Here is a 23,313-nt window from a genome sequence, read left to right on the forward strand (position 1 = left end):
CGGCGACAGCCGATAGCCTGAGAAAACAGCGCGCGGAGAAAACCATGACCGGTTCGTTAAAATTCTGGCGGACGGCCATTGCGGCCGGAATGGCGGCTGTCGCCTCGATGGCCGCGGCACAGGACGAATCGCGAGTCCCGCCGCAGTCGCTCTACCGCACGATGCTCGACGCCAACCGCCAGACGGGATGGGTGCAGTTCCGCGATTTCGACGGCGCGCAGTGGATCTATTTCACCGCGCTGCAGACCCTGCATTGCCGGCTGTCCGAAATCCGCTACTCGATTAATTCCAAGGCGCTGGACCAGCGGTTCGACCTCGTCGCGTGCAACCCGCAGAACCCGATGGCGCTGCCGCCTGAGGCCGGCCCCGACGCCATCGCGCTCAAGCTTCCCGCCGGCACCGCGCAGACCATTGCTGTCCAGGTGGTCTGGGAGGACGGCAGCGAAAGCGCGGTCGCCGTCTACGAGCCGTGCAAGGATGTCGGCGAACAGAGCTGCGCCTGGCCGCTGGAATAACCGAACACGCGACAATCACGCACTGGCGCACCGGTCAAGTTACCGGGCCATTATGTTGCCCCGGTGTTTTGGATATCGCTCTGATTTCAGTATAGATGAAGCGGGAATAGCGAATTTCATCCTGTTGAAGGCGCGTTTCTACTTGCAATTTGCATCGGCGGGCCGGCAACATCGCCTGCCCGTGCTTGCGGGAACAGTTGATACTCTTCGAAGTTCCGTGTGGGGCAGCGTATATGGCACCAAGGAAAGTTCTGGTATGCGGTGCGGGCGGTTTCATCGGCGCCCATCTCGTCAGGCATCTCAAGCGGAACGGTAGCTGGGTTCGCGGCGTCGACCTGAAACGCCCCGAGTTCAGTGTGACCGCGGCGGATGACTTCCGGATTGCCGATCTCAGCCGCCAGGATGAGTGCGCCGGCGTCTTTGACCGGCACTTCGATTGCGTTTTTCAGCTGGCGGCGGACATGGGCGGGGCCGGGTACATATTCACCGGCGACAATGACGCAAATGTCATGCACAGCTCGGCATCGATCAATCTGAACGTGCTCGAATCGGCAACGCGCCACGGCATCGACAGGATCTTCTATTCCTCCTCTGCCTGCGTTTACCCCGAACACAATCAACTGGATCCGGAAAACACGGTCACCAGCGAGGACAGCGTCTATCCGGCGGCCCCGGACAGCGAATACGGATGGGAGAAACTCTTCGGCGAGCGCCTGTACCTCGCCTTCAACCGCAACGCCGGCATGAACAACCGCATTGCCCGCTATCACAATATCTTCGGTCCCGAAGGCACCTGGAAGGGGGGGCGCGAAAAGGCGCCGGCGGCCCTTTGCCGCAAGATCGCCGAAGCGCCGGACGGCGGAACGATAGAAATATGGGGCGATGGCGAACAGACGCGGTCGTTTCTCTACATCGACGAGTGCATCGAGGGCACGCTGCGCCTGGCGGACTCAGACTTCGAGGGGCCGGTCAATATCGGCTCGGAGGAGATGGTGACGATCAATCAGCTGGCGCGGCTGATCATGGAAATCGCCGGCAAGAAGCTCGCAATCCGGCATGTGCCCGGCCCGCTCGGCGTCAGGGGCCGCAATTCGGACAACCGGCTAATCCGCGAGAGACTGGGCTGGGCGCCGGACGACCATCTGGCCAAGGGAATCGAGGCCACGTATCGCTGGATATACGACCAGGCGAAGGGCAAGTCATGACCGCGGCAGGACAGGCGAAGGCCGCAGGAATCGCAGTCGTCGATCCAACGCACCTGGAGAATGGCGGCCACCACTTGACCAGCCTGGAGCTTCTGCAAAGGGCGCTCCACCCGCATCGCACGACCTTCTTCATCGAGCGTCATTCATCGCCGCAGGTCCTGGATGTGCTGGACGACGTGCGGTTCGAATTTGCCACCGGTCAACACCGGCTGACCGTTCAACGCGCCAAGCGCAAGGCGAACATCGCGCGATGGCGCGTATCGCAAACGGTGCGCCTGTTGAGCGGAAAGCCGGCCGATGTGCTCGACGGGAGCTGCTATGTCCAGGACCTGCTGCGCGTGATCGACATGTACGGCCCTTCGGATCACCTGATTCTTCCGACCGCCAGGGCGGATGTGCTTTGCTCCCTGCTGACGGCGGCCGCGCGGCGCCCGGCTGCGCACCTGCCGCATATGCACGTGCGCCTGCTCGAGTTCGCATCGCCGCCGGACCGCGAACTGGCCAATTCGGGCTTCCGGGGACTGGCGAATTTCGCCGACGGTTTCGAGCGGTTGAAGGTCTACACCGAGACGGAAACCCTGCGCCGGCATTTGGCGGAGCGGTTCGGTTTCAAGGAGATCGGCAGCGCCATTCTTCAGCCGCCCGCCGCGGAGAAACGACCGGCCACGGACAAGATCAGCATCGGCTATCTCGGCGGGCGCCTGCGCAGGGACAAGGGCTACCATCGGCTACCGGATATCGTCGGCAGAACCGAGCGAAAAATCGCCGGAACCGCGTTTCAGGACAAAGTATGGTTTGTCGTCCAGCTGCAAAAGGACGACACCAGTTCGGCATTGCGGGAGGAACTGCTTGCGGTGCCGGGGGTCTCGCCGGATCGTTTCCGGTTCGTGGACGAAGTCGTCGACATGGAAGGATTTTCCGCCCTTATTGCCGGCTGCGATGTCGTTATACTCCCCTATGAGACGGAAAAAAACGAGCTCGTGATCGGTTCCGGCATCGTGATCGACGCGGTGATAAACGGAGTGCCGGTTGTCTGCGCTCCGGTGAATGGGCTCATGGAGTTCGTGAGCGCCGATGCCGGGATCGTCGCCGGGAGCGACGAGGCCTTTGCCGACGCTATCGTCAAGATCGTCTCCGACATCGGAACCTACAAGGCCGGAGCGGCCCGCGCATCGACGCAGCTGGCGGACGCGTGGCGCACGAATGACCTGGTCATGAACGTGCGGTGCGACCTTGATGCGGCGCAGACGAGACTGGAAACGCTGGAATAGAGCGACCGACCGGCCGGTATTGGCGCGACATGACTTCGCGTCCATTGACAACCTTTGTACCTTGGTACATATATAACATATGACCAAGACAGTGGAACGCGTGCAGACAGGAATCCGGATCGAGAAACGGCTGCTGAAGGTGCTCAAGGGCCTTGCCGAGCATCTGGACATTTCGGTCGGGGACCTGGTGGAGGGCATGGCCCTTCACTGCTTCGAGAACAAACCGCCCTTTGGCGATGAAACGCTGACAAAGATCGGACAGCTCAAGGCGGTTTACGATCTTGACCTGGACGCCTCCGACAGCCACGGGCTGCGCGAACCGGAGCCGGGACAATGATTGTCTCCGAAACCTCCCACGAAAGACTGACGCGGGACTTCCTGAATTGCGACATCGATGCGGGCACGTTCCGGCACCGCGACCACGTGGCGGTCGCCTATCACCTGTTGCAGCAATTCGATTTCGTGGAGGCGACCGCGCAGTATGCCAGGTGTCTCAGCACAATTGCGACCGGGGCCGGCGCGCACACGAAATTCAACACCACGATTACCTTTGCCTTCATGGCACTGATCGCGGAGCGGATCCATTGCGGAAACCACGAGGGTTTTGACGCCTTTGTCAATGCCAATCCCGACCTTCTTGAACGGGATGCGCTCTCTCGCTTTTATTCGCCCGAACGGCTCAATTGCGAACTGGCACGGCGGGCATTTCTCCTGCCCGACCGGGCGACAACACAGGACGCCCCATAGTAGACCGGTCGATTTCGGTCACGCAAAGTGTTGATTCCGAGCAGAAAATTCGAAGCATTCCCGGCAGGAATCGTGCTACGGTGCGGTAATCCCACCGTGCGCCCATCCGGGAGGAATCCATGGCTTCAAGCAATGGCGACAACAGGCTCTTCGGGCCCGACATGCTCGAAAATCCGTTTCCGGTCTATGCGCGGCTGCGCGAATCGGACCCGGTCTATTTCGACAAGTCGGTCAATGGCTGGATCCTGACGCGTTACGCGGATGTGAGTGCTGTCCTGAAGGACCGGCGCTTTTCCTCCGACCGGGTGACAAAGGCCCGGCGCCGCTACAAGGACAAATACGCGCCGGTCTTTGACCTGCTTTCGCACATTATGCTGCAGACCGACGATCCGAGGCACAAAGTCCTGCGCGACCTGGTGCACGACGCCTTCACGCGCACGACCGTGGAGACCTATGAACACAACATTCGAGCGCTTTGCGAATCGCTTCTCGAACCCGGCCTGGAACGCGGAGAGATGGAATTCGTCTCGGAGTTCGCCGCGCCGCTTCCCATCCTGGTGATTTCCGAAATCGTCGGGATACCGGCGGAGGAGCGGGAGCAGATCAAGATCTGGTGCGACGCCTTCTCGACCGTGGCACTGAACTTCTATACCCACGTTACCGACGAGCAACTGGATTATTGCAGCGCACGGATCGCCGAGTTCACTGACTATCTCAAGGACAAGATGGCGGCAGCCCGGCGGTCGCCCGGATCGGACCTCATCAGTTCGCTCGTTGTCGCCGCCGACCGCGAGAAGGCGCTCGACGATGACGAGGTTGTCGCAAATTGCGTGTTGTTGCTGAATGCGGGAAACGAGACGACGACCTGCCTGCTTGCCAACGGTCTCGGCCTGCTGTTGCAGGCGCCCGATCAGATGGCCGCCCTGCGCGCCGACCCGGTGCTGATCCCGAACGCCGTCGAGGAATTCCTGCGCCTGGAAGGGCCCGTCCAGTTCATCGGCCGCATCGCCACGCAAGACACCACGCTCGGCGACGCGCGAATTCCGGCGGGCGACATGATCATTCCCGTTCTGGCCGCAGCCAACCGGGATCCGGCCGTCTTCGACCGGCCCGATGAGACCGATGTATCGCGCCAACATTTGCACCAGCTCAGCTTCGGCACCGGCCCGCATCTGTGCGCCGGAATCCAATTGGCACGCTTCGAGGCGAAAATCGCCTTCGAAATGCTGCTCGAGCGAACAGGTGCCATCGAACACGTCGGCGGCAAACCGGTGCACACGCCCAATTTCAACATGCGTTGTCTCGACGCCCTGCCCGTCCGGATTCGCTGAATGAAAAAACTGTGAAACCCAGCGTTTGACTTACGGTTGCAGCATGGCCGATTGTGTACAAGGCTGTGTTATGCTGTTTACCGGATAAAGCGCCGACCACTTTTGGACCGAAGTCATGATGACCGCGATCAACGAACAAAAACGCAATGCGGCAACGACCCGCAAGGCCATCCTCGACGCGGCCAGGCGTGCCTTCAAGGAAAAGGGGTTCGACGCGGCCGGCCTGCGCGAGATCACCGCGGCGGCGGGCGTCAACGCGGCCCTCGTCAACCGGTATTTCGGCTCCAAGGAAAACCTGTTCGAGGAGGCGGTCGTTCCCGAGCTCAACATCGACGTGCTTCTGGACGGCGAGCGTTCGACCTTCGGCAAACGCGCCGCCGCCCATTTCGCCAAGATCGCCCATGAGGGCGAGGAGCTCAGCCCGACCCTGCTGGCCTTCGTGCGCTCGGCCGGAAGCGTGGATGTCCGCGATCTGGTGAGCCGGGCGATCCACCGGCAGGTGGTGCTGCCGCTTGCCCGCTGGCTTGGCGGGAAGGACGCGGAGCAGCGCGCCGCGCTGATCGTTGCACACATGACCGGTTTCGACACGCTGCGCCGCGTCGTCGGCATCGATTCGCTGTCGCCGGAACATGAAGAGGCGATCACCGAGCGCTTCGCCAAGGTCCTGCAGGGCTATGTGGACGATGCGCTGTAATCCCCGTCACGCGGGGTGCTGACCGCGGGGGCTTTCGTCCATCAGGCCGGTCAGATGGTGGTTGAGGCGCAATGACAGCTCGGCCTTGACGGCCGCATAGGCCGGATCGTCCCAGCGGTTGTTTGTTTCATTCGGGTCCTCCTGCAGATCGTAAAGTTCGCCCCACGCCTGGTCGCGGTAGAGCGTGAAGCGATGGCGGTCCGTCAGGAGGGTCCGCACCCGGGCGGGCGCCTCGAAGCCGAGACGAATGCCGGCGTCATTGTATTCCATCAGCAACTCCCGGCGCCGACCTTCACCGTCGAGGCACGGCAGGAGACTGCGGCCCTGCATGCCGAAGTAGGGGGAAAGGCCGGCCCGCTCGAGGATCGTGGCGGACAGATCGACCGTCGAGCCCAGCGCGTCGGACCGTGCGACGGTGTTTCGTGCCGGGTCCGACCAGATGAACGGCACGCGGGTGACCGCGCGGAAGGGCATGGCGCCCTTGAACAGCATGTTGAAGTCGCCCAGATAGTCGCCGTGGTCGGCGTTGAAGCACACGACGGTGTTGTCAAAGTGCCCGCTGGCCCGCAATCCGTCCATCACCGCACCCACGGCATCGTCGACCATCGAGACCATCCCGGCGGTCAGCGCCATGGCCTCGCGCAGATGGTCCGTATCCAGCATCATCGCTTCCTGCGGCGTCGCCTGCCTGCCGCGGCTCTGCCACCGCTCGTGCAGGTACCGCATCGGCGGCGGCGGATTGACATGCGCCTCGTAGGGCAGCGCCACCTCGAAGGCGTCCGGCGTGTACATGTCCCAATACCGCCCCGGCGGGTTGAACGGATGGTGCGGATCGGGGAACGACACAAACAGGAAGAACGGCGCGTCGCTCCCCTTGCGGCTTTCAAGATAGTCAACCGCCCTGTCGCGGATATAGGCGGTCGGGTAGAGCTCCTCGGGAACGGGTGTGCGGTAGGCCTGCGGGCAGGAATAATTGTGCGGCAGTTGATTGCGGTCATCCTGCAGCGAACGCCAGTCGCTCGCACGGCTGCGGAACCATTGCTGGTAGTGCCCGCCACAGCGGTCGCCGTGAAGCGTCACCATGTCGACATGCCGGTAGCCGTAATAGGGCGTCCTGAATTCGTAGCGGCCGTCGGACAGATAGCGGCCGGGCTGTTCCTGAAGATAATCGCTCTCGTCGCGCTTCCACGCCTCGTCCGACGGACCTGGGTCCGGTTCGTGAACGCCCGGCCGCGGCTCCATGAACGGCTGCAGGTGGCTCTTTCCAATGGCCGCCGTGTGATATCCGCCGGCAGCGAGCACGTCGACGAAGGTGTTGGCGCGTTCCGGCAGGACGCAGCCGTTGTACCGCAATCCGTGCTGGCTCGGATATCGCCCGGTCATGAAGGATCCGCGGTTCGGCATGCACACCTGGGAAGCGACATGGAAGTTTTCGAACCGCGTCCCGCCGGCCGCAAGCGAGTCGATATGCGGCGTCCTGACGACGGGATGTCCGTAGCATCCCAGCCAGTCCGCCCGGTGCTGGTCGGTCATGAAGAAGATGAAACTGGGTCGTTTCGTCACACGTGTTTCCTTTGCGCAAGTGCCTCGTCCGGTCTCCGGCGGCTCCAGGCCACGAATGCCACGGATGCAGCCGTCAGCGGCCAGTGAATGAGCGGATCGGTATGGAGCACACCGATGGCCAGCGCAATGCGCAGGACCGTTTCGGCCTTGCCGATCCTCTTGTTGTCGAAGCCGCTGGCAGCACTCGCCATCAGATAGATCATGACGCCCATGCGCAAGACAATGGACAGGAACGCACCGGCCGAGAACTCGGCACCCGCTTCATCGACAATGAGCAGAACCGGGTAATAGGCAAAGACGAAGGGGATCACGAACATCACCGCCCCGATGCGCATCGCCTTGACCGCCGTCTGGAGCGGCGATGCCTGGGCAATCGCCGCAGCCGCGAACGCGGCCAGAGCAACGGGCGGCGTAATGTTGGATGCCACGCCGTAGTAGAAAACGAACATGTGCGCCGCCAGCGTTTCCAGGCCGAGGCGCTGTAGGGACGGGCCGAGGATCAGGATGATGGTGAGGTAGGCCGGCAGGGTCGGCATGCCCATGCCCAGAAGCAGCGCCGACAGCATCGCCAGGATCAGCGTCAGGAGCAACCAGTGGTCCGCCGCCTTGGCGATGACCTGTGCAAAGTCCCCCGGGAGGTCGGTTGCGCCGAGGACCGCGGTGATGATGCCGATGACGCCGACGGCAACGATGACGCGGGCGAAGTTGATCCCGCCCTTGATGAGCGAATCGACCAGCCGCCAGGGCTTTCTGCGGACCTGTGGATTGAGGAAGCTCAACGCAACGAGCAGGAACAGGGCCGTGATGCCCGAGCCGGCCGGCGAAAGCCCGCTCAATAGCGCCGCGATCACCGTGACCACCGGCGCGAAAATCAGGATCATGTTCCTGTAGTCCTGCGGCACCAGGACCATGTCCGCCTCGATGCCGTCGGCCTCCACCGATTCGACCCCGAGGCGGCGGGCTTCGAAGATGACGGTCGCAAAAAGGCTGGCGTAGTAGGCGAGCGCCGGAACAAGCGCGGCAACGATGACCGTAAGGTAGGATATGCCGGTGAAATCGGCCATCACCAGCGCTGCCGCGCCCATGATCGGGGGCATGATCTGGCCGCCTGACGAGGCCGTCGCCTCGACGCCGCCGGAAAAGGCCGGGCTGAAGCCGCGTTTCCTGATCATCGGTATGGTCAATACGCCGGTTCCGACGACATTGGCGACGGCGCCGCCGGACATGGTGCCGAAGAGGGCCGACGCCACGATTGCCGCATGCGCCGGACCGCCGCGGAACCGCCGCATGGCGTTGTAGGAGAGCTTGATCAGCGACAGGCCGGCACCGCTGCCCTCCAGCATGCTCCCCAGGAGAATGAAGGGCAGAACCGTAAAGATGACGATGCCGGCGATGGTGCCGAGTATCCCGTCATTGAGGTTGAACCAGAGATCGCTGGCCGTCGATTCGACCAGTTCCACCGGCGCCGTCTCGAAAATGCCCGGCCAGTACTGCCCGGTATAGAAATAGAACAGGCAAACGAGGCCGAAGACCGACAGCGGCGCGCCCCATTCGCGCCAGCACAGAACGATGATGACGAATGCGGCAACGAGGGCTGCGACCGCGTGAAACGGGTCAAAGAAGAACAGTCCCTCGTTCAGCGCCTTGATTTCGGTGTAGTAGAGCACCAGCGGGACGGCGGCCGCGATCAAAAGGAGGGCATCGATTGTCGCGCCGGCTGCGATGCCCTTGCGGCCGTAGCGGGAGAAACTTCGCGCAAACGGGTTGAGCAGGATCACCGTCGCAATGGCCAGACCGAACATGATCGGGCGCACGAGTTCGCTCGGGAACGGCCCGATCCGGGGCAGGAAACCCCAGGTGGGCAAAGCGTTGGCAATCCCGAAGACGGCCATGGAGGCGGCGCACAGGCCGGCGGCCGCCACTGTCCAGCGCGGCAGCGCATCAGATGTGGATGGACCGTCCTGCATCGGCCGCCTCCCCGAATCCTGTGATTACCCTGTTGCGCCTGGTGTCGGCGGTGGCACGGACGCGGCGGGCCGCGCCCGTATCCTTCATGCCCGCCGGGCGGCCGTCACTCAGGCTTGACCGCGTCCGGAACGTCGAATCCGGCCTCGACGTAGTAGCGGTAGGCGCCCTTGTGCAGGGGAATGTTCAAGGCGTTAAAGGCCGATTCCTTGTTGATCGCCTTGAGCAGCGCGGAGCTGTCGTGAACGGCATCGAGATTTTCCCAGAATGCCTTGGTGATATTGTAGACAAGATCATCCGAGAGGTCGGCGCGCGTCGCGGCAACCATGACATACATCGGCACAGTCACCGCGCCGTCGTTGACCTGGCCGGAATAGGTATTGGCCGGAATTTCACCGAAGGCCCGGCCCGGGACCTTGAGATATTCCTGGTATTCGGGCGATTCGAGCCGCTTCGGATCGATACCGAGGAAACGGATCTTGTTGGTCAGCCCGATCTGCTCGACATTGGCGCTGCCGACGGTGGTGGCGTTGAACATGGCATCGAGCTTGCCGTCCATCATGGCCTGCGTACCGGCGCCCCAGTTCAGGTGAATGGCTTCGTAGTCCTTGCCGGCCTCAAGCCCGGTCTCGATCTTGATGACCTCTTCGACATTCTTGGACGCCGCCCCCGAAGGCGGGCCGGTGAAGACCTTCTTGCCCTCGAGATCGGCCAGCGACATGATGCCGGAATCGGCGTAGGTCATCGGGTGGAACGCACCGCCGGTGAAGGCGAAGATCGAGCGCAGGTTCTTCGATGCGTCGATGGCGTCCTGGCCCATCTTCTTGTACATCGCCTGGCCCTTGGTCATGAAGACGTAGACCGCCGGCGGGACGATGGAGAAGTCAATCCTGCCCTGGGCGTTCTTGATCGCCGCGCTGGTCAGCGTCTGGCCGTCATTGATCTGGATGTCGATATCGGCCTCGTCATTGGCGATTTTGGCGATCGCCACCATCGCCGCGTGCGTCGCGCCGCCGGGCGCCGAAGTCTCTCCCTTGTAAATCTGCGCCATGGCGGACGACGCCATGACGGATATGGCAGCGGACGCTGCGACCGCGGTCAGTTTCTTGAGCATTTCTTTCTCCCTGTCGTTGTGGGTATGTGTCCCTCGTTTCCGGCGCCGGCTCCCGACCGGCCGCCTTTATGACGTTTCGCGCAGTGCGTAGGCGTGCTCCTCCAGCGACTGTTGCGACGTTTCGGCGAGCCGCGCGACCATCTCCAGGAACAACGCCTTCTCCTCCCGGGAAAAGGCCGCATCCAGCGCCCGGTTGTGCGCGGTCACGCTGGGCAGGATCTGTTCGAAGAAAATCCGGCCCTTGTCGGTCATTGAAAATATCCTGGCGCGCCGGTCCTCGTCGCTGCGTGTCGAGCTGATCAGCTTGCGCTCCTCCATGGCCGCCAGCGCCCGGCTGAGCTGTCCCTGTTCGATCTTGGTGAATTCTATGAGGTGCTTCTGGGTGATCCCGTCCTGCTGGTCGAGCCCGGCCAGGATGCGCCACTCCGCAATGCTCATGCCGCCGCATTGCGCCAGTACCTTGCCCAACTGGGCGCGAAGCAATCTGGACAGCCGATGGGTCGCGACGGCGATGAGGCTGGCGCTTGCAGGGATTTTTTCGAGCTCGAGCAATGTCTTCGTCATGGACCGGATGCCACCTCTTCTCAAATCTGCAAACTAATTTACATGTTAAGTCATAATATGACAACACATATATTTACACAAGCCATTCCGCGAGCCGATGCGCGTATCCGCAGTTTCAGTTCATGGCCTGGGTCAGCGTGTCGTGGATGATCTTTCCGCGCGCCGGCCCGCTTTCGCGTATCAGCCGCGTAAGCAGGGCCTTGTCGAAGACTGCCTTCTTTTCCGCATCCGCCGTCGATTGCGACGGCTCCACCGTGACACGGATGAAGTCCTGGTCGGGTCCGTATTCAAAGCCGATTCTGGCGTTTGAAATGTCGGCCTGGGAGAGCACAAGCCGCAACAGGCCATCAATCTCTTCCTGAATCTCGGTGATGCTTTCTTCCAGCGACCGCCCGTCATATTTCGCAATCAGCAGCCGTTCGATTTCGCGGTCCGCACGGCCGTCTTCCATCAGCGACAACCGGGCGACCAGGTCCTCGCCAACGGAAAAATAGCCCACGGTTGTCGTAAAGCCGCGGTCGCGAAAGACCATGATGGTGTGGTCCGGGAAGCTGAATTCACTCGCGATCAGAAAACCGTTCCGGCGGGCAATCCGGTGAACCTTTTGCGCGACGGCTTCCTTGACGCTTTCTCCCAACTCAATGGAACGGACGATGTTTTCCTGCGCCCGCAGCGCTGCCCGGGTGGTTCGCTCGTTCTGAACGGCGAGAATAACCGTTATGCCGGCCGAAATGCAGATAACGACGACGGCGAAGGCCTTTGCATATCGCTGGCCGCCGAACACGATTCCGGCAATACCCGCCGCCGCGGTGCAGATTGTAGAGATCGCTATGAGAACAACAGTGAGCATGGTTTCGCAGTGCTTCCGGCCGGATTTGCCGAGGATGCCTTCCCGCTTCACATCTTCAGGCTACGGTCCAGCGGCAAGGTTGTCCATATTCGTGGAATGGCAACCGGAGGCCATGAACCGGTCAGGGCAGACTGAGACGCGCCATCCGGCCGCCGTCGACCGTGTAGACTTGCCCGGTGACGAAGCCGTTTTCCTCGGCGGCAAGAAACGCCACCAGCGCGGCGACCTCCTCGGGCCTGCCGGTGCGCCCGACCGGGTGGATCTTGCCGATGTCGCGGCGGAAGGCAGCCGGATCGTCCATGTTGTCGACGAATTCGCGGTTGAGTTCCGTATCGATCCAGCCGGGCGCCACCGCGTTGCAGCGGATGCCGTCGGCGCCGTGATCGACGGCGACGGCGCGGGTGAGGCCGTGAAGCCCAGCCTTCGAGGCGCCGTAGGCGGCCTGCATCGGGTTGGAGCCGAGGCCCTCGATGGATCCGATATTGACGATGGCACCACGGACGGCGCGAAGGTGTGGCAGGGCGGCTTTGATCATCAGGAAGGGCGCAGTGAGATTGACCTCCAAGGTGCGGTTCCAGTCATCGAGGGCAAGGTCCTCGATCCGCGACTGCCGCATCATGCCGGCATTGTTGATCAGGGCATCGAGCCGTCCCGCTCTTGCAACGATTTCTGAAACAATGCGTTGCGGGCTTTCGGGATCCGCGAGATCCGCCACGACATGTTCGAAGGCCTCGTCCGCGGTACGCTGCGCGGTGAAGACCCGGGCGCCCTCCCCGGCCAGCCGCTCCGCCACCGCCCGGCCGATGCCGCCGGCGCCGCCGGTAACAAGCGCGACCCTGTTCTCGAACCTTTTCATGAGACCGGCTTCCCGCCATTGACTTCGACCAGCGCGCCGCACATATAGCGTGCCCGGTCGGAAGCGAGGAAAAGGACGACATCGGCAATGTCGTGAGGCTGCGCCAACCGCCCGAGCGGAACCGTTTCACCGAGCTCGGCTACAGCGGTTTCGGGATCGAAGCCGCGCCGCGCGAAGCCGGATCGCAGCATTGCCGTGTCCACCTCGTTGGGGCAGACGGCATTGACCCGCACGCCTTCACGGGCATGGTCGCGGCCCATGCACTGCGTCAGCGAGGCGAGCGCTGCCTTGGTCATGCAGTAGACGGCATGGTCCGGCCCGGGACGAACACCCCAGCAGGATGCGACATTGACGATCGCGCCGCCGCCGGCTCCCGCCATCAAAGGGATTGCCGACCGGCAGATTCTGAACGGCGCCTCGACATTGACGGCCATGGAAAGCGTGAAATCGGCATCGCTGCAGCCTGTCACCGGTCCGCGGCGAATGATGCCTGCATTGTTGACGACGATATCGAGACCGCCGAGCTCCCCGGCCGCCGCCGCCGGCAGATAGTCGGCATAGGCGGGATCGGTGAGATCGCCCGGCAGGCAGGCATCCGCGTCCAGTCCGGCGAGGTCCCGATCCGCCGCGGCCACGCTGGCGCCGGCTTCGCGCAACTGCCGCACCACCGCCCTTCCGATGCCGCCGGCAGCGCCGGTCACAAGCGCGCATTTCCCTTCTAAACCGGTCATTCCGTCACCCTCTGCGGTCGCGGCTCGAGGCCGCCAGTCACAGCTTGGATTGCACCATAAATTATTATTGAATTCAATATGAATTTTTTTATAATACCGCCTCACCGGCACAATTGGTGCAGAAACCAAGAAACCAGGGAAAGCCGAATGAAGGACGAAGCGAGGGCACGAAAGGCGCGCTGTTATGCGGATCTGAAACGCAGGATCCTGACCATGGCGATGGAGCCCGGCAGCGATATCGACGAGGCCGCGCTCAGCCAGGCCTACGAGATTTCGCGGCCGCCGTTCCGCGAGGTGCTGCGTCAGCTCGCCGGCGAAGGCTACGTTGCGCTGGTGGAAAACCGTGGCGCCAAGGTCTCGGCGATGAACCACAAGACGCTGCGCGATTTCTTCGTCGCCGCGCCGATGATCTACTCGGCGGTCTCGCAACTGGCGGCACAGAACGCGACCGACCTGCAGATCCAGAAGCTGAAGGAAACGCAGCGGCAGTTCCGCGCCGCAATCGCCAGCGGCGATGTCGCAGGCCGGGCGCTGAACAATGAGCGGTTCCACGCGATCATCGGCGAGATGGCCGACAACATCTACCTGCAGCCGAGCCTTACCCGGCTGCTGATCGACCACGCCCGCATCGGCATGACCTTCTACCAGCCGCGTTCCGCGCGGATGGCCGAGAACCTGACAGTTGCCGCCGAGCAGCACGATCAGTTCATCGCCTTCATCGAGGCAGGCGACGCGGAAGCGGCGGGCCGGCTCGCCGTCGAGCACTGGGAACTGTCCCGCAACCAGATCGAGCTCTATGTCACACCGGCCGGCCTCGACATTCCGCTCGACGTGGCCAGGGCGCGATGAGGCCGTCATGAAGTTCGAAGGTATCTATACGCCCGTCGTCACACCCTATGACAGCGATCACGCGATCGATGAGACAGCCTTCGCCGCCGTTATCGAGCACCTGATCGCGGCCGGTGTCCACGGTCTGATCGTTGCCGGCACGACCGGCGAATATTACGCGCAGACAAGCGAGGAACGCATCCGGCTGATGGGACTTGCCGCCGAGATCATCGGCGGCCGGCAGCCACTGATCGTCGGCACCGGCGCCATCCGCACCGAGGATTCCGTCCTGTTCGCGCGCGAAGCGAAGAAGGCCGGCGCAAATGCGCTACTCGTCGCGACGCCGCCCTATGCCTATCCGACCGGCCGCGAGATCGCGCTGCACGCGCTTGCCATCGACCGCGAGGCGAACCTTCCGGTCATGCTCTACAATTATCCCGGACGCATGAGCGTCAATATGGACGAGGAGACCCTCGACCGGCTCGGCCGCAGCCCGAATTTCTGCGCCATCAAGGAATCGTCGGGCGATCCGAACCGGCTGCACATGCTGGCCCGCGACTATCCCAATATCCAGCTGTCCTGCGGCATGGACGACCAGGCGCTGGAATTCTTCGCCTGGGGCGCGAGGTCCTGGGTCTGCGCCGGCTCCAACTTCGCGCCGGAAGCGCATCTCGCGCTTTACCGCGCCTGCGCCGTCGATGGCGATTTCACCAGGGGCCGACGCATCATGTCGGCGATGCTGCCGCTGATGCGGGTGCTCGAACAGGGTGGCAAGTTCGTCCAGTGCATCAAGCACGGCGTGACGCTGCGCGGCATCGACTGCGGGCCGCCGCGCCGGCCGCTGCAGCCGCTCAACAAGGACGACAAGCGGGCGCTGGCGGAGGTGATCCGCACCATGGACCGCGCCATTGCACAAATCGAGGAGGAAAGCAGATGAGCGAGTTGCTGACCCGGGACGAATACGCCGCGATCGCGGCCGGCCTCGACTTTCCGCGCTCGCCTTTCATCGACGGGCGCTTCCATTCGGGAGGCGGCGGCGAATTCGCCACCTTGAACCCGGCGACGGGCGAGACGATCTGCACCATCGGGGCCTGCAGCGGCGAGGATGTCGACCTCGCCGTAACCAGGGCGCGCGAGGCCTTCGAGGAAGGCCGCTGGTCGAAGCTGCATCCGGCCGAGCGCAAGGATATCCTCATTCGCCTGTGCAAGCTGATCACCCGCAATGCACGGGAACTGGCGGTGATGGAGAGCCTCGATTCCGGAAAGCCGATCCGCGACTGCGTGACGATCGACATTCCGGAGACCATCCACACGATCAAGTGGCATGCGGAAGCCGCCGACAAGATCTACGACCAGACGGCACCTTCCGGCGAGGACGCGGTGGCGATGATCGTGCGCGAACCGGTCGGCGTGGTCGCTGCCGTCCTGCCGTGGAACTTCCCCTTGCTGATGCTCGCCTGGAAGATCGGCCCGGCGCTGGCGGCCGGCAACTCGGTCATCGTCAAGCCGGCGGAGCAGACCTCGCTGACGGCGCTCAGGGTTGCGGAACTTGCCATGGAGGCCGGCCTTCCGCGCGGCGTTCTACAGGTGCTTCCCGGCGACGGGCCGGGTGTCGGCGAGCCGCTCGGGCGGCACATGGGCGTCGACATGGTGAGCTTCACCGGCTCCACTGAAACGGGGCGGCGGTTCCTGCGCTACGCGGCGGATTCGAACCTGAAGAAAGTGGTGCTCGAATGCGGCGGCAAGAACCCGGCCATCGTGCTGGACGATGCCGAGAACCTCGATCTCGTGGCCGGCCACGTGGTCAATGCCGCCTTCTGGAACATGGGCGAGAACTGCTCCGCGAATTCGCGGCTGATCGTCCACGCCGGCGTCAAGGATGCGCTGTTGGAGCGTATCCAGGCACGGCTGCGCGACTGGAAGACGGGCGATCCGCTCGATCCGCAAAACCATCTCGGCGCCCTGATCGACGGCGAGCACTGCCAGAAGGTCGCCTCGTACCTGGACGGCATTGAAGCGCTGGCCGGCGGCAGCCTTTCCGGCGCCTATCTCGAACCGACGCTGGTGGAGACAGACCGCCACCACCGGCTGGCGCGCGAAGAGGTCTTCGGGCCGATCCTGTCCGTCATCACCGTCGCAACGGCGGACGAGGCACTGGAGATCGCCAACGACACCGAATACGGGCTGGCAGCCAGTATTTTTACGGCTAACGGCCGCAAGGCACTCTCCGCCGCGCGGGCCGTGCGCGCGGGAACCGTGACCGTCAACTGCTATGGCGAGGGCGACATCACGACGCCCTTCGGCGGCTACAAGCAATCGGGCTTCGGCGGGCGCGACAACGGCCTCCACGCCTATGACCAGTACACGGAAATCAAGACCATCTGGATCGATCTTTCCGATCCCGCCGCACAGGATGATGTCGGATGAACGCAGTCAATGAAGCACCCCGGTCACGCCGGGGCGGCCGCGGCGCGCGGCGCGAAATCCGCACCGCCATCGATACGAAGATGCTGCCGGCGCTCGAGCGCAGGCTGCCGCTGGTCGAACCGATGGACGCAGAACAGATCGCCCGCATCGACGATGCCTCGATGGCCATTTTGGAGGATGTCGGCGTCGTCTTTCGCGATCCGCAGGCGATCGCCGACTGGCGCGCCGCCGGCGCCGATATCCGCGACGGCGACCGGGTGCATCTCGACCGCGGCCTGGTGCGCACATTGATCGCGACAATTCCGGAGAGCTTCACCTATCACGCCCGTAATCCGGCTAACAATCTGCCCTTCGGCGGGGATCATTCGATCTTCGTGCCGATGACCGGCGCGCCCTATCTGCGCGATCTCGACGACAAGCGCCGCGGGCCGACGCTTGAGGACCTGGCGAATTTCCACAAGCTGGCGCACATGCTGCCGGCGCTGCATTCCTCGGCGCATCACATCGTCGAACCCATGGACCACGTGGTCGCACACCGGCATCTGCGCATCACCTATTCGTCAATGAAGCACTCGGACAAGACGTTCATGGGCATGACGACGAGCCCGAGGAACGCAGAGGACGTGATGGAGATGTGCGCCATCCTGTTCGGCGCCGACTTCATGGAAGACCATCCGGTGGTCACCGGCAACTGCAACGGCAACTCGCCGCTGGTGTGGGACGAGGTGATGCTCGGCGCCATGCGCGCCTTCTGCCGCAGGAACCAGCCGGTGCTGTGCTCGCCTTTCGTGCTCGGCGGCGCCAACACGCCGGCATCGACGGCCGCGGCGGTGGCACAGCTCAATGCCGAGGCGCTGTCGGCGCTCGCCTATACGCAGGTCGTGCGCAAGGGCTGCCCGGCGATCTACGGCCATTACCTCTCGACCGTCTCGATGAAATCCGGCGCGCCGATGGCCGGCACGCCGGAAATCAGCCTGATGAACTTCATGATCGGGCAGATGGCCCGGCATTACCGCATTCCCTGGCGTACGTCGAACACGCTCGGCGGCGCCAAGACCTTCGACGCCCAGGCCGGCTACGAGAGCGCCTCGACCATGATGGCGGCGCTGATGGCGGGCGCCAACTATGTCTGGCATTCGGCCGGCTGGAACGAGGCGGGCATGCACTGCTCCATGGCCAAGTTCGTCGTCGACGCCGAGCAATGCGCCATGGGATACCGCATGACCGAGGGGATCAAGTGGGACGATTTCGACGAGGCCCTCGCAGCGGTGCGCGACATCGGTCCCGGCGGGCACTATCTCGGCCACCCCCACACCCAGGCAAAGTTCCAGGACGCCTTTTTCATGCCCGAACTGTTCGACAACAACTCGATTGAGCAGTGGATGGCCGAGGGCAGCCATGAGATCACGGAGCGGGCGCTCCAGTACACCCGCAACCTTCTAAACAATTACGAGGAGCCCCGGCTCGACGCCGGCATCGACGAGGCGCTGCGCGATTACATCGCCCGGCGCGAGCGTGAGATTCCGGCCGTCGATGCGCTGAACGACGAATACTGACCGGCCATGATCACGGTGACGAAACAGCCCTTCGACCCGGGACCGGCGGCATGGAACGAGATCCTGCCAGCCGCCACGGCGCATCCCGCCCTGGACCGGGATATCAAGGCGGATTTCCTGGTTATCGGCGGCGGGTTCGCCGGATTGTCGGCGGCCAGACGCCTGAAGCAGCTTGAGCCGGATGCGGCGATCGCGCTCGTCGATGCGCGCCGCATCGCCGAGGGACCGGCAGGCCGCAATTCGGGCTTCATGATCGATTTGCCGCATAATTTGGCGTCTAAGGATTATGCCGGCGATGCGGTGCGGGACCGCTCGCAAACGGCATTGAACCGGGAAGCGATCGCCTTCGCGGCCGAGGCGGCCGGGGAATACGGCATGCCGGAAGAGGCCTTCAGTCCGAGCGGCAAGATCAACGCTGCGGCAACGGAACGCGGCACCGCCCACAATCGCGACTATGCGGCGCATCTCGAACGGATGGGCGAAGCGCACGAATTGCTGGACGAGAAGGCCATGCGGGACATCAGCGGCTGTGACTACTATCGCGGCGGTCTCTATACGCCCGGCACGGCCATGCTGCAGCCGGCGCTCTATGTTCGCGGGATTGCCGAAGGTCTAGCTGACGCCGGCGTCGCGCTGTTCGAGAACACGCCGGTCACGTCATTGAGCCGGCAAAGCAATACGTGGCGCGCGGCGACACCCGCCGGCGCGATCTCGACCGGTTCGGTCGTCCTGTGCGTCAACGGCCACGCGGAGAGTTTCGGATTCTTCAAGCGCCGGCTGATGCACATTTACCTTTATGCGTCCATGACCCGCCGGCTGACGGCGCAGGAAACGGCGGCGCTGGGCGGTCAGGAGCGATGGGGCTTCACGCCGGCCGATCCGCTGGGAACCACCGTCCGCCGTATCTCCGGCACCGGCGGCGCGCGCATCGTCGTGCGCAACCGTTTCACCTGGGCGCCGGGACGCAGTGTCGAGCCGCAAAGGCTGCGCTCGGTAGCGCATGTCCATGACCGCTCGTTCGCGGCGCGGTTTCCGGTGCTCACCGGTGCCGACATGGAATACCGGTGGGGCGGGCTGCTGTGCCTCAGCCTGAATACGGCGCCAGCCTTCGGCGAGCTTGAACCCGGCCTTTTCAGCGCCTGCTGCCAGAACGGCCTTGGCACCGCCGCCGGCACGCTGTCGGGCAAGCTGATCGCCGAACAGATTTGCGGGCACGCATCGGAGTCACTTGCGGCCATGCAGGCGCTTCCGGCACCGAGGCGCCTGCCGCCGGAGCCGTTCGCGTCGATCGGCGCCAATGCCACTATGCGGTGGGGCGAGATGCGGGCCGGCAAGGAGCTCTGACCAAGCACGTCCGCCGTTCGGAAAAGTCCGGATGCTACTTGAAGGCCTCACCCGGATAGGCGCCCCAGATTTCGTCCTGCGCGACCCAGCCTTTCGTGCCCCTAACCTCGCCGCGGCACCATTTGCCGTTGCATTCGTCGATACTGACAACGACACCGGGCTCCAGCTTGGCAACCAGATCGGCACCCTTTTGCGGCTTTGCCCGCAGCAGCACATAGACGCGCGCCTCGCCGCGCTTCCACGGCGCGACGATGGCGGTCCGCTCGCCGGTGAGCAGCGATTTGTGGATCCAGCCTTCGGTTCCGTCCGGATCGCGCACCCGCCGCCAGTGGTCGTATTCCTGGATGATTTCCATGGGAATGCCGGAACGGGTGTAGAGCCATTCGACGGCATAGTCGCGGCTCGGGCCGATGCGAAGATTGACGCGCCGCGCCTTGAGACTGACGAACCGGGGCAAAGGCAGGCCGCTGGCCCCCTTGGCCGCACTCTGTGCCTGGGCCGGAGGACTGTATGCCGGCGCCGTCACCAACAGCATTGCCGCCGCAAGAACGGCACTCAGGTTACGCGAGACGGTAGCGGCATTCATTGCAACCTCCATCGATGTTCTCCGCCGGCTGTCATTGCCACTTTGACGCCGGTTGGCGCAATCGATAATTTTCATTCCGGCACCGAGCGAGATTGCTTTGTCTTCCCGCTTTCGTCTGATAAAAACGACCCGTGTGGCCGGACTTAACCGGGACTATCACACCATGGTTAAAGAGCTCTCAACAAGGGGCCGATCGAGGAAATGCCGAATAAAAAGCGACCGACGGTGTTCATCACCCGCAAACTGCCCGAATCTGTGGAAACCCGGATGTGCGAGCTGTTTGATACGGAGTTGAATATCGAGGATACGGCCCGTTCCCAGCACGAGCTGGTGGAGGCCATGAAAACCTTCGACGTCCTGGTGCCGACGGTCACCGATCGCATCGATGCCGCGATGATCGAACAGGCCGGGGACAACCTCAAGCTGATCGCCAATTTCGGCAACGGCGTCGACAATATCGACATCGACGCGGCCGCCCGAAAAGGCATCACCGTCACCAACACGCCGAATGTGCTGAACGAGGACACCGCCGATATGACCATGGCGCTGATCCTGGCAGTGCCCCGGCGCCTTGCCCAGGGCGCCAACGTGCTGATGGGCGACGGTGTGTGGAACGGCTGGTCGCCGACCTGGATGCTCGGCCACCGGATCTGGGGCAAGCGGCTGGGCATTGTCGGCATGGGGCGCATCGGCACCGCCGTCGCCCGCCGGGCAAAGGCCTTCGGCCTTTCCATCCATTATCACAACCGCAACCGGGTCGATCCGGTCACCGAGGAAGACCTGGAGGCGACCTTCTGGGAAAGCCTCGACCAGATGCTGGCGCGCGTCGATATCGTCTCGGTCAATTGCCCGTCGACGCCAGCGACCTTCCACCTGCTTTCGGCACGCAGGCTCGACCTGCTGCGCCCCGAGGCCTACATCGTCAACACGGCGCGCGGCGGCATCATCGACGAGGCCGCCCTGATCAAGAACCTCCAGGAGGACAAGATCGCCGGAGCCGGTCTCGACGTCTTCGAACACGAGCCGGCCGTCAATCCGAAGCTCGTCAAGCTGGCGCAGAGCGGGCGAGTGGTGATCCTGCCGCATATGGGTTCGGCCACCATCGAGGGGCGGATCGACATGGGCGACAAGGTGATCATCAACATTCGAACCCTGTTCGACGGACACCGGCCGCCGGACCGCGTCCTGCCCGGGCAACTTTAATCGGGACAATCTGCAAGCATTGCTATCGGCCGCCCGCCGAGCGGTAGCTGATCGTATCGAAGCGCGCGGCAAGGGCGTCGTATAAGAGCAGCCGGCCGACCAGCGGCTCGCCGATGCCGGTAATAAGCTTGATGACTTCCATGGCCTGGAGCGTGCCGACAACACCGGTCAGCGCGCCGACGATGCCGGCCTCGGCGCAGCTCGGCAGCAACCCGTCGGGCGGCTGCGCGGGAAAAAGGTCCCGATAGGTCGGGTTCGGGCGGCCGTCGGCATCGTTGCGGAACGGGACCAGCACCGTGACCGATCCGTCGAAACGGCCGACAGCGGCGGTGACCAGCGGACGCTCCAGCGCGGCGCACTGGTCGGCGACGAGATAGCGCGTGGCAAAATTGTCGGAGCCGTCGGCGACAATATCGTAGCGGCCGATCAACTCCGGCGCATTGGCCGCGTCGATGCGCATGGCGTGCGCCTCCACGGCGACATGCGGATTGATCCGCCGCAGGGTCTCGCCGGCACTTTCCGTCTTGGGGACACCGACCGCAGCCGTGTCGTGCAGGACCTGGCGCTGCAGGTTGGACAACGACACCGTATCGTCATCGACGACGCCCAGCACCCCGACGCCGGCGGCGGCCAGGTACTGCAGCAGCGGCGAGCCGAGGCCGCCGGCGCCGATCACCAGCACCCGTGCCCTCTTCAGTTTCTGCTGCCCCGGGCCGCCGATTTCAGACAGGACGATGTGGCGGGCGTAACGCTCCAGTTCGGACGATGTCAGCGCATTTTCGGTCATGGGTCACTCACTGGCATTTTGAACGCCTCAGTCGGCACCGGCGTCGGCGACGGTGCCGGAACTTACCGTCAGATACCGGGCGCGCTCGCCGAGAGCGGAGAACATGCCGGCATCGGTTCCGGTCATTAAGGCCTGCCCGCCGAGCGCGTCCACCAGATCAAAAAGCGCCTGTCGACGGCCGGCGTCAAGATGGGCGGCGATTTCATCGAGCAGCAGGAGCGGAGCGCACCCGCAAATCTCACCCGTCAGGCGGGCATGGGCGAGCACCAGACCCACCAGCAGCGCCTTCTGCTCACCGGTGGAGCAGCGGGCCGCATCCATGTCCTTGCCGCGATGGCGCACTTTCAGATCCGAGCGGTGCGGCCCGGTCAGGGTCCGGCCGGCGGCGGCGTCGCGGTCGCGGGAAGCGCCAAGCTGCATAGCGAAATCCTCTTCCAGTTCCGCGGCATTGCCGCCGGCAATATCGGAGAGGAAATCCTCCAGCAGGAGGACAGCCTGCGGGAACGGCCCTTCGTCCTGGCGCTCATCGATGAGCTTGGTCAGCATGGCGATGAGTTCGCGGCGCGCGAGCGCGATCGCGACGCCGAGTTCCGCCATCTGCGTTTCGATGCCCTCCAGCCATGCGGGATCCAGGCGCCCTTCCGAAAGCAGCCTGTTGCGGCTGCGCATGGCGCGCTCGTAATCGAGCACGCGCCGCCCGTGGCCGGGATCGATGGCCAGTACCTGCCGGTCGAGAAAACGCCGCCGGTCGGAAGCCGAACCGGTGAACAGGCCGTCCATTGCCGGGGTCAGCCAGACGATGCGAAGGTGCTCAAGCAATTCGTCGTTGCTGCGCGCATTGGTGGCGTTGATCCGCAGCCGCCGGCCCGAGCCGCCCGCGGCCTCGGCGTCACCGCCGGCGCTGGTGCCGATCTCGACCGGCCCCTGCATGCCCTCGAGCACCGCGAAGACGGCAAATCCGGTTTCCGATTCTTTCCGGCTGATTTCGGCGTAGGCGGCGCGGCGCAGGCCGCGGCCCGGCGACAGCAGCGAGACGGCTTCCATGAGGTTGGTCTTGCCGGCACCGTTCTCGCCGGTCAGGACCACGTGGCGGTTGTCGAGATCGAGTGCGAGCTGCCGGTAGTTCCGAAAATCCGTCAGTTTGAGACGGGTCAGATAGGCAGCGTTCACAATATC

The 23,313-nt window shown here is 63.7% G+C and carries 23 protein-coding genes; 13 read left to right on the forward strand and 10 right to left on the reverse strand.

Annotated features, from left to right (window positions below; all coding sequences use genetic code 11):
- Positions 1-44: 44 nt before the first annotated feature.
- The 7 genes from E4M07_RS07010 to E4M07_RS07040 all read left to right on the forward strand — a co-directional run bounded on the left by E4M07_RS07010 (position 45) and on the right by E4M07_RS07040 (position 5,763).
- Positions 45-515: a hypothetical protein gene (locus tag E4M07_RS07010; protein ID WP_136657607.1), complete on the forward strand. Its 471-nt coding sequence runs from the start codon at positions 45-47 to the stop codon at positions 513-515.
- A gap of 233 nt (positions 516-748) precedes the next feature.
- Positions 749-1,720 carry an NAD-dependent epimerase/dehydratase family protein gene (locus E4M07_RS07015; RefSeq protein WP_136657608.1) on the forward strand — a complete coding sequence of 324 codons (972 nt, stop codon included), beginning with the start codon at positions 749-751 and terminating at the stop codon, positions 1,718-1,720.
- Positions 1,717-2,991 (forward strand): glycosyltransferase, encoded by a 1,275-nt coding sequence (locus E4M07_RS07020; RefSeq protein ID WP_136657609.1) that lies wholly within the window; start codon positions 1,717-1,719, stop codon positions 2,989-2,991. The genes E4M07_RS07015 and E4M07_RS07020 overlap by 4 nt, the downstream gene beginning before the upstream one ends.
- A gap of 79 nt (positions 2,992-3,070) precedes the next feature.
- On the forward strand, positions 3,071-3,328 hold the full coding sequence (locus E4M07_RS07025) for a hypothetical protein (RefSeq protein WP_136657610.1): 258 nt from the start codon (positions 3,071-3,073) through the stop codon (positions 3,326-3,328).
- Positions 3,325-3,738, forward strand: a complete 414-nt coding sequence (locus E4M07_RS07030; protein ID WP_136657611.1) for a hypothetical protein — start codon at positions 3,325-3,327, stop codon at positions 3,736-3,738. Before E4M07_RS07025 ends, E4M07_RS07030 begins: the two co-directional genes overlap by 4 nt.
- A 119-nt stretch (positions 3,739-3,857) precedes the next feature.
- The gene (locus tag E4M07_RS07035) at positions 3,858-5,069 is read left to right on the forward strand and encodes a cytochrome P450 (RefSeq protein ID WP_136657612.1); all 1,212 of its coding nucleotides are present in this window, start codon (positions 3,858-3,860) and stop codon (positions 5,067-5,069) included.
- 115 nt (positions 5,070-5,184) lie between these two features.
- A complete protein-coding gene (locus E4M07_RS07040) occupies positions 5,185-5,763 on the forward strand; it encodes a TetR family transcriptional regulator (protein WP_136657613.1) in 579 nt (192 codons plus the stop codon).
- 6 nt (positions 5,764-5,769) lie between these two features.
- Here E4M07_RS07040 and E4M07_RS07045 read toward each other — a convergent pair whose 3' ends face one another.
- From E4M07_RS07045 to E4M07_RS07075, 7 genes are all read right to left on the reverse strand, one after another.
- Complete coding sequence (locus tag E4M07_RS07045; protein WP_136657614.1) at positions 5,770-7,326, reverse strand: sulfatase-like hydrolase/transferase; 1,557 nt, start codon at positions 7,324-7,326, stop codon at positions 5,770-5,772.
- Positions 7,323-9,293, reverse strand: coding sequence for a TRAP transporter fused permease subunit (locus E4M07_RS07050; protein WP_136657615.1), 1,971 nt, complete (start codon positions 9,291-9,293; stop codon positions 7,323-7,325). Before E4M07_RS07050 ends, E4M07_RS07045 begins: the two co-directional genes overlap by 4 nt.
- A gap of 104 nt (positions 9,294-9,397) precedes the next feature.
- Positions 9,398-10,405: a TAXI family TRAP transporter solute-binding subunit gene (locus E4M07_RS07055; RefSeq protein WP_136657616.1), complete on the reverse strand. Its 1,008-nt coding sequence runs from the start codon at positions 10,403-10,405 to the stop codon at positions 9,398-9,400.
- Between the two features lie 66 nt (positions 10,406-10,471).
- Positions 10,472-10,969, reverse strand: a complete 498-nt coding sequence (locus E4M07_RS07060) for a MarR family transcriptional regulator (protein ID WP_136657617.1) — start codon at positions 10,967-10,969, stop codon at positions 10,472-10,474.
- Positions 10,970-11,084: 115 nt separating this feature from the next.
- Positions 11,085-11,819: a hypothetical protein gene (locus E4M07_RS07065; RefSeq protein ID WP_136657618.1), complete on the reverse strand. Its 735-nt coding sequence runs from the start codon at positions 11,817-11,819 to the stop codon at positions 11,085-11,087.
- Positions 11,820-11,940: 121 nt separating this feature from the next.
- Entirely contained in the window at positions 11,941-12,675 is a 735-nt protein-coding gene (locus E4M07_RS07070) for an SDR family oxidoreductase (protein WP_136657619.1), read from the reverse strand.
- Positions 12,672-13,406, reverse strand: coding sequence for an SDR family oxidoreductase (locus E4M07_RS07075; RefSeq protein ID WP_136657620.1), 735 nt, complete (start codon positions 13,404-13,406; stop codon positions 12,672-12,674). The genes E4M07_RS07070 and E4M07_RS07075 overlap by 4 nt, the downstream gene beginning before the upstream one ends.
- A gap of 147 nt (positions 13,407-13,553) precedes the next feature.
- On the opposite strand from E4M07_RS07075, the gene E4M07_RS07080 reads away from it, so the two are divergent.
- From E4M07_RS07080 to E4M07_RS07100, 5 genes are read left to right on the forward strand one after another with little or no spacing between them, the layout of a single operon-like run.
- Entirely contained in the window at positions 13,554-14,255 is a 702-nt protein-coding gene (locus tag E4M07_RS07080; RefSeq protein WP_136657621.1) for a GntR family transcriptional regulator, read from the forward strand.
- A 7-nt stretch (positions 14,256-14,262) separates the two neighbouring features.
- Positions 14,263-15,171 (forward strand): dihydrodipicolinate synthase family protein, encoded by a 909-nt coding sequence (locus E4M07_RS07085; protein WP_136657622.1) that lies wholly within the window; start codon positions 14,263-14,265, stop codon positions 15,169-15,171.
- Positions 15,168-16,661 carry an aldehyde dehydrogenase gene (locus E4M07_RS07090; protein ID WP_136657623.1) on the forward strand — a complete coding sequence of 498 codons (1,494 nt, stop codon included), beginning with the start codon at positions 15,168-15,170 and terminating at the stop codon, positions 16,659-16,661. Before E4M07_RS07085 ends, E4M07_RS07090 begins: the two co-directional genes overlap by 4 nt.
- On the forward strand, positions 16,658-18,217 hold the full coding sequence (locus E4M07_RS07095) for a trimethylamine methyltransferase family protein (protein WP_136657624.1): 1,560 nt from the start codon (positions 16,658-16,660) through the stop codon (positions 18,215-18,217). The genes E4M07_RS07090 and E4M07_RS07095 overlap by 4 nt, the downstream gene beginning before the upstream one ends.
- Before the next feature lie 6 nt (positions 18,218-18,223).
- Positions 18,224-19,561 carry an FAD-binding oxidoreductase gene (locus tag E4M07_RS07100; RefSeq protein WP_169054120.1) on the forward strand — a complete coding sequence of 446 codons (1,338 nt, stop codon included), beginning with the start codon at positions 18,224-18,226 and terminating at the stop codon, positions 19,559-19,561.
- 34 nt (positions 19,562-19,595) lie between these two features.
- Here the strand turns inward: E4M07_RS07100 and E4M07_RS07105 are convergent, their stop codons facing one another.
- On the reverse strand, positions 19,596-20,096 hold the full coding sequence (locus tag E4M07_RS07105; RefSeq protein WP_246660421.1) for an SH3 domain-containing protein: 501 nt from the start codon (positions 20,094-20,096) through the stop codon (positions 19,596-19,598).
- 252 nt (positions 20,097-20,348) lie between these two features.
- Between E4M07_RS07105 and E4M07_RS07110 the strand changes: the two genes are divergently transcribed.
- Positions 20,349-21,350 carry a D-glycerate dehydrogenase gene (locus tag E4M07_RS07110; protein WP_136657626.1) on the forward strand — a complete coding sequence of 334 codons (1,002 nt, stop codon included), beginning with the start codon at positions 20,349-20,351 and terminating at the stop codon, positions 21,348-21,350.
- 22 nt (positions 21,351-21,372) lie between these two features.
- On the opposite strand, the gene E4M07_RS07115 is transcribed toward E4M07_RS07110, so the two are convergent.
- Both E4M07_RS07115 and recF read right to left on the reverse strand, forming a co-directional pair.
- A complete protein-coding gene (locus E4M07_RS07115) occupies positions 21,373-22,137 on the reverse strand; it encodes a molybdopterin-synthase adenylyltransferase MoeB (RefSeq protein ID WP_136657627.1) in 765 nt (254 codons plus the stop codon).
- 27 nt (positions 22,138-22,164) lie between these two features.
- Positions 22,165-23,310 carry a DNA replication/repair protein RecF gene (gene recF / locus E4M07_RS07120; protein ID WP_136657628.1) on the reverse strand — a complete coding sequence of 382 codons (1,146 nt, stop codon included), beginning with the start codon at positions 23,308-23,310 and terminating at the stop codon, positions 22,165-22,167.
- Positions 23,311-23,313 lie beyond the last annotated feature (3 nt).

This window comes from Nitratireductor sp. XY-223, assembly GCF_004959855.1.
Taxonomy (GTDB): Bacteria; Pseudomonadota; Alphaproteobacteria; order Rhizobiales; family Rhizobiaceae; genus Hoeflea_A.

What these genes read in the sequence shown, in the direction of transcription:
- E4M07_RS07010 (WP_136657607.1), top strand. Translation starts at nt 45, where the DNA reads ATGACCGGTTCGTTAAAATTCTGGCGGACGGCCATTGCGGCCGGAATG.
- E4M07_RS07015 (WP_136657608.1), top strand. Translation starts at nt 749, where the DNA reads ATGGCACCAAGGAAAGTTCTGGTATGCGGTGCGGGCGGTTTCATCGGC.
- E4M07_RS07020 (WP_136657609.1), top strand. Translation starts at nt 1,717, where the DNA reads ATGACCGCGGCAGGACAGGCGAAGGCCGCAGGAATCGCAGTCGTCGAT.
- E4M07_RS07025 (WP_136657610.1), top strand. Translation starts at nt 3,071, where the DNA reads ATGACCAAGACAGTGGAACGCGTGCAGACAGGAATCCGGATCGAGAAA.
- E4M07_RS07030 (WP_136657611.1), top strand. Translation starts at nt 3,325, where the DNA reads ATGATTGTCTCCGAAACCTCCCACGAAAGACTGACGCGGGACTTCCTG.
- E4M07_RS07035 (WP_136657612.1), top strand. Translation starts at nt 3,858, where the DNA reads ATGGCTTCAAGCAATGGCGACAACAGGCTCTTCGGGCCCGACATGCTC.
- E4M07_RS07040 (WP_136657613.1), top strand. Translation starts at nt 5,185, where the DNA reads ATGATGACCGCGATCAACGAACAAAAACGCAATGCGGCAACGACCCGC.
- E4M07_RS07050 (WP_136657615.1), bottom strand. Translation starts at nt 9,293, where the DNA reads ATGCAGGACGGTCCATCCACATCTGATGCGCTGCCGCGCTGGACAGTG.
- E4M07_RS07055 (WP_136657616.1), bottom strand. Translation starts at nt 10,405, where the DNA reads ATGCTCAAGAAACTGACCGCGGTCGCAGCGTCCGCTGCCATATCCGTC.
- E4M07_RS07060 (WP_136657617.1), bottom strand. Translation starts at nt 10,969, where the DNA reads ATGACGAAGACATTGCTCGAGCTCGAAAAAATCCCTGCAAGCGCCAGC.
- E4M07_RS07065 (WP_136657618.1), bottom strand. Translation starts at nt 11,819, where the DNA reads ATGCTCACTGTTGTTCTCATAGCGATCTCTACAATCTGCACCGCGGCG.
- E4M07_RS07070 (WP_136657619.1), bottom strand. Translation starts at nt 12,675, where the DNA reads ATGAAAAGGTTCGAGAACAGGGTCGCGCTTGTTACCGGCGGCGCCGGC.
- E4M07_RS07075 (WP_136657620.1), bottom strand. Translation starts at nt 13,406, where the DNA reads ATGACCGGTTTAGAAGGGAAATGCGCGCTTGTGACCGGCGCTGCCGGC.
- E4M07_RS07080 (WP_136657621.1), top strand. Translation starts at nt 13,554, where the DNA reads ATGAAGGACGAAGCGAGGGCACGAAAGGCGCGCTGTTATGCGGATCTG.
- E4M07_RS07085 (WP_136657622.1), top strand. Translation starts at nt 14,263, where the DNA reads ATGAAGTTCGAAGGTATCTATACGCCCGTCGTCACACCCTATGACAGC.
- E4M07_RS07090 (WP_136657623.1), top strand. Translation starts at nt 15,168, where the DNA reads ATGAGCGAGTTGCTGACCCGGGACGAATACGCCGCGATCGCGGCCGGC.
- E4M07_RS07095 (WP_136657624.1), top strand. Translation starts at nt 16,658, where the DNA reads ATGAACGCAGTCAATGAAGCACCCCGGTCACGCCGGGGCGGCCGCGGC.
- E4M07_RS07100 (WP_169054120.1), top strand. Translation starts at nt 18,224, where the DNA reads ATGATCACGGTGACGAAACAGCCCTTCGACCCGGGACCGGCGGCATGG.
- E4M07_RS07105 (WP_246660421.1), bottom strand. Translation starts at nt 20,096, where the DNA reads ATGCTGTTGGTGACGGCGCCGGCATACAGTCCTCCGGCCCAGGCACAG.
- E4M07_RS07110 (WP_136657626.1), top strand. Translation starts at nt 20,349, where the DNA reads ATGCCGAATAAAAAGCGACCGACGGTGTTCATCACCCGCAAACTGCCC.
- E4M07_RS07115 (WP_136657627.1), bottom strand. Translation starts at nt 22,137, where the DNA reads ATGACCGAAAATGCGCTGACATCGTCCGAACTGGAGCGTTACGCCCGC.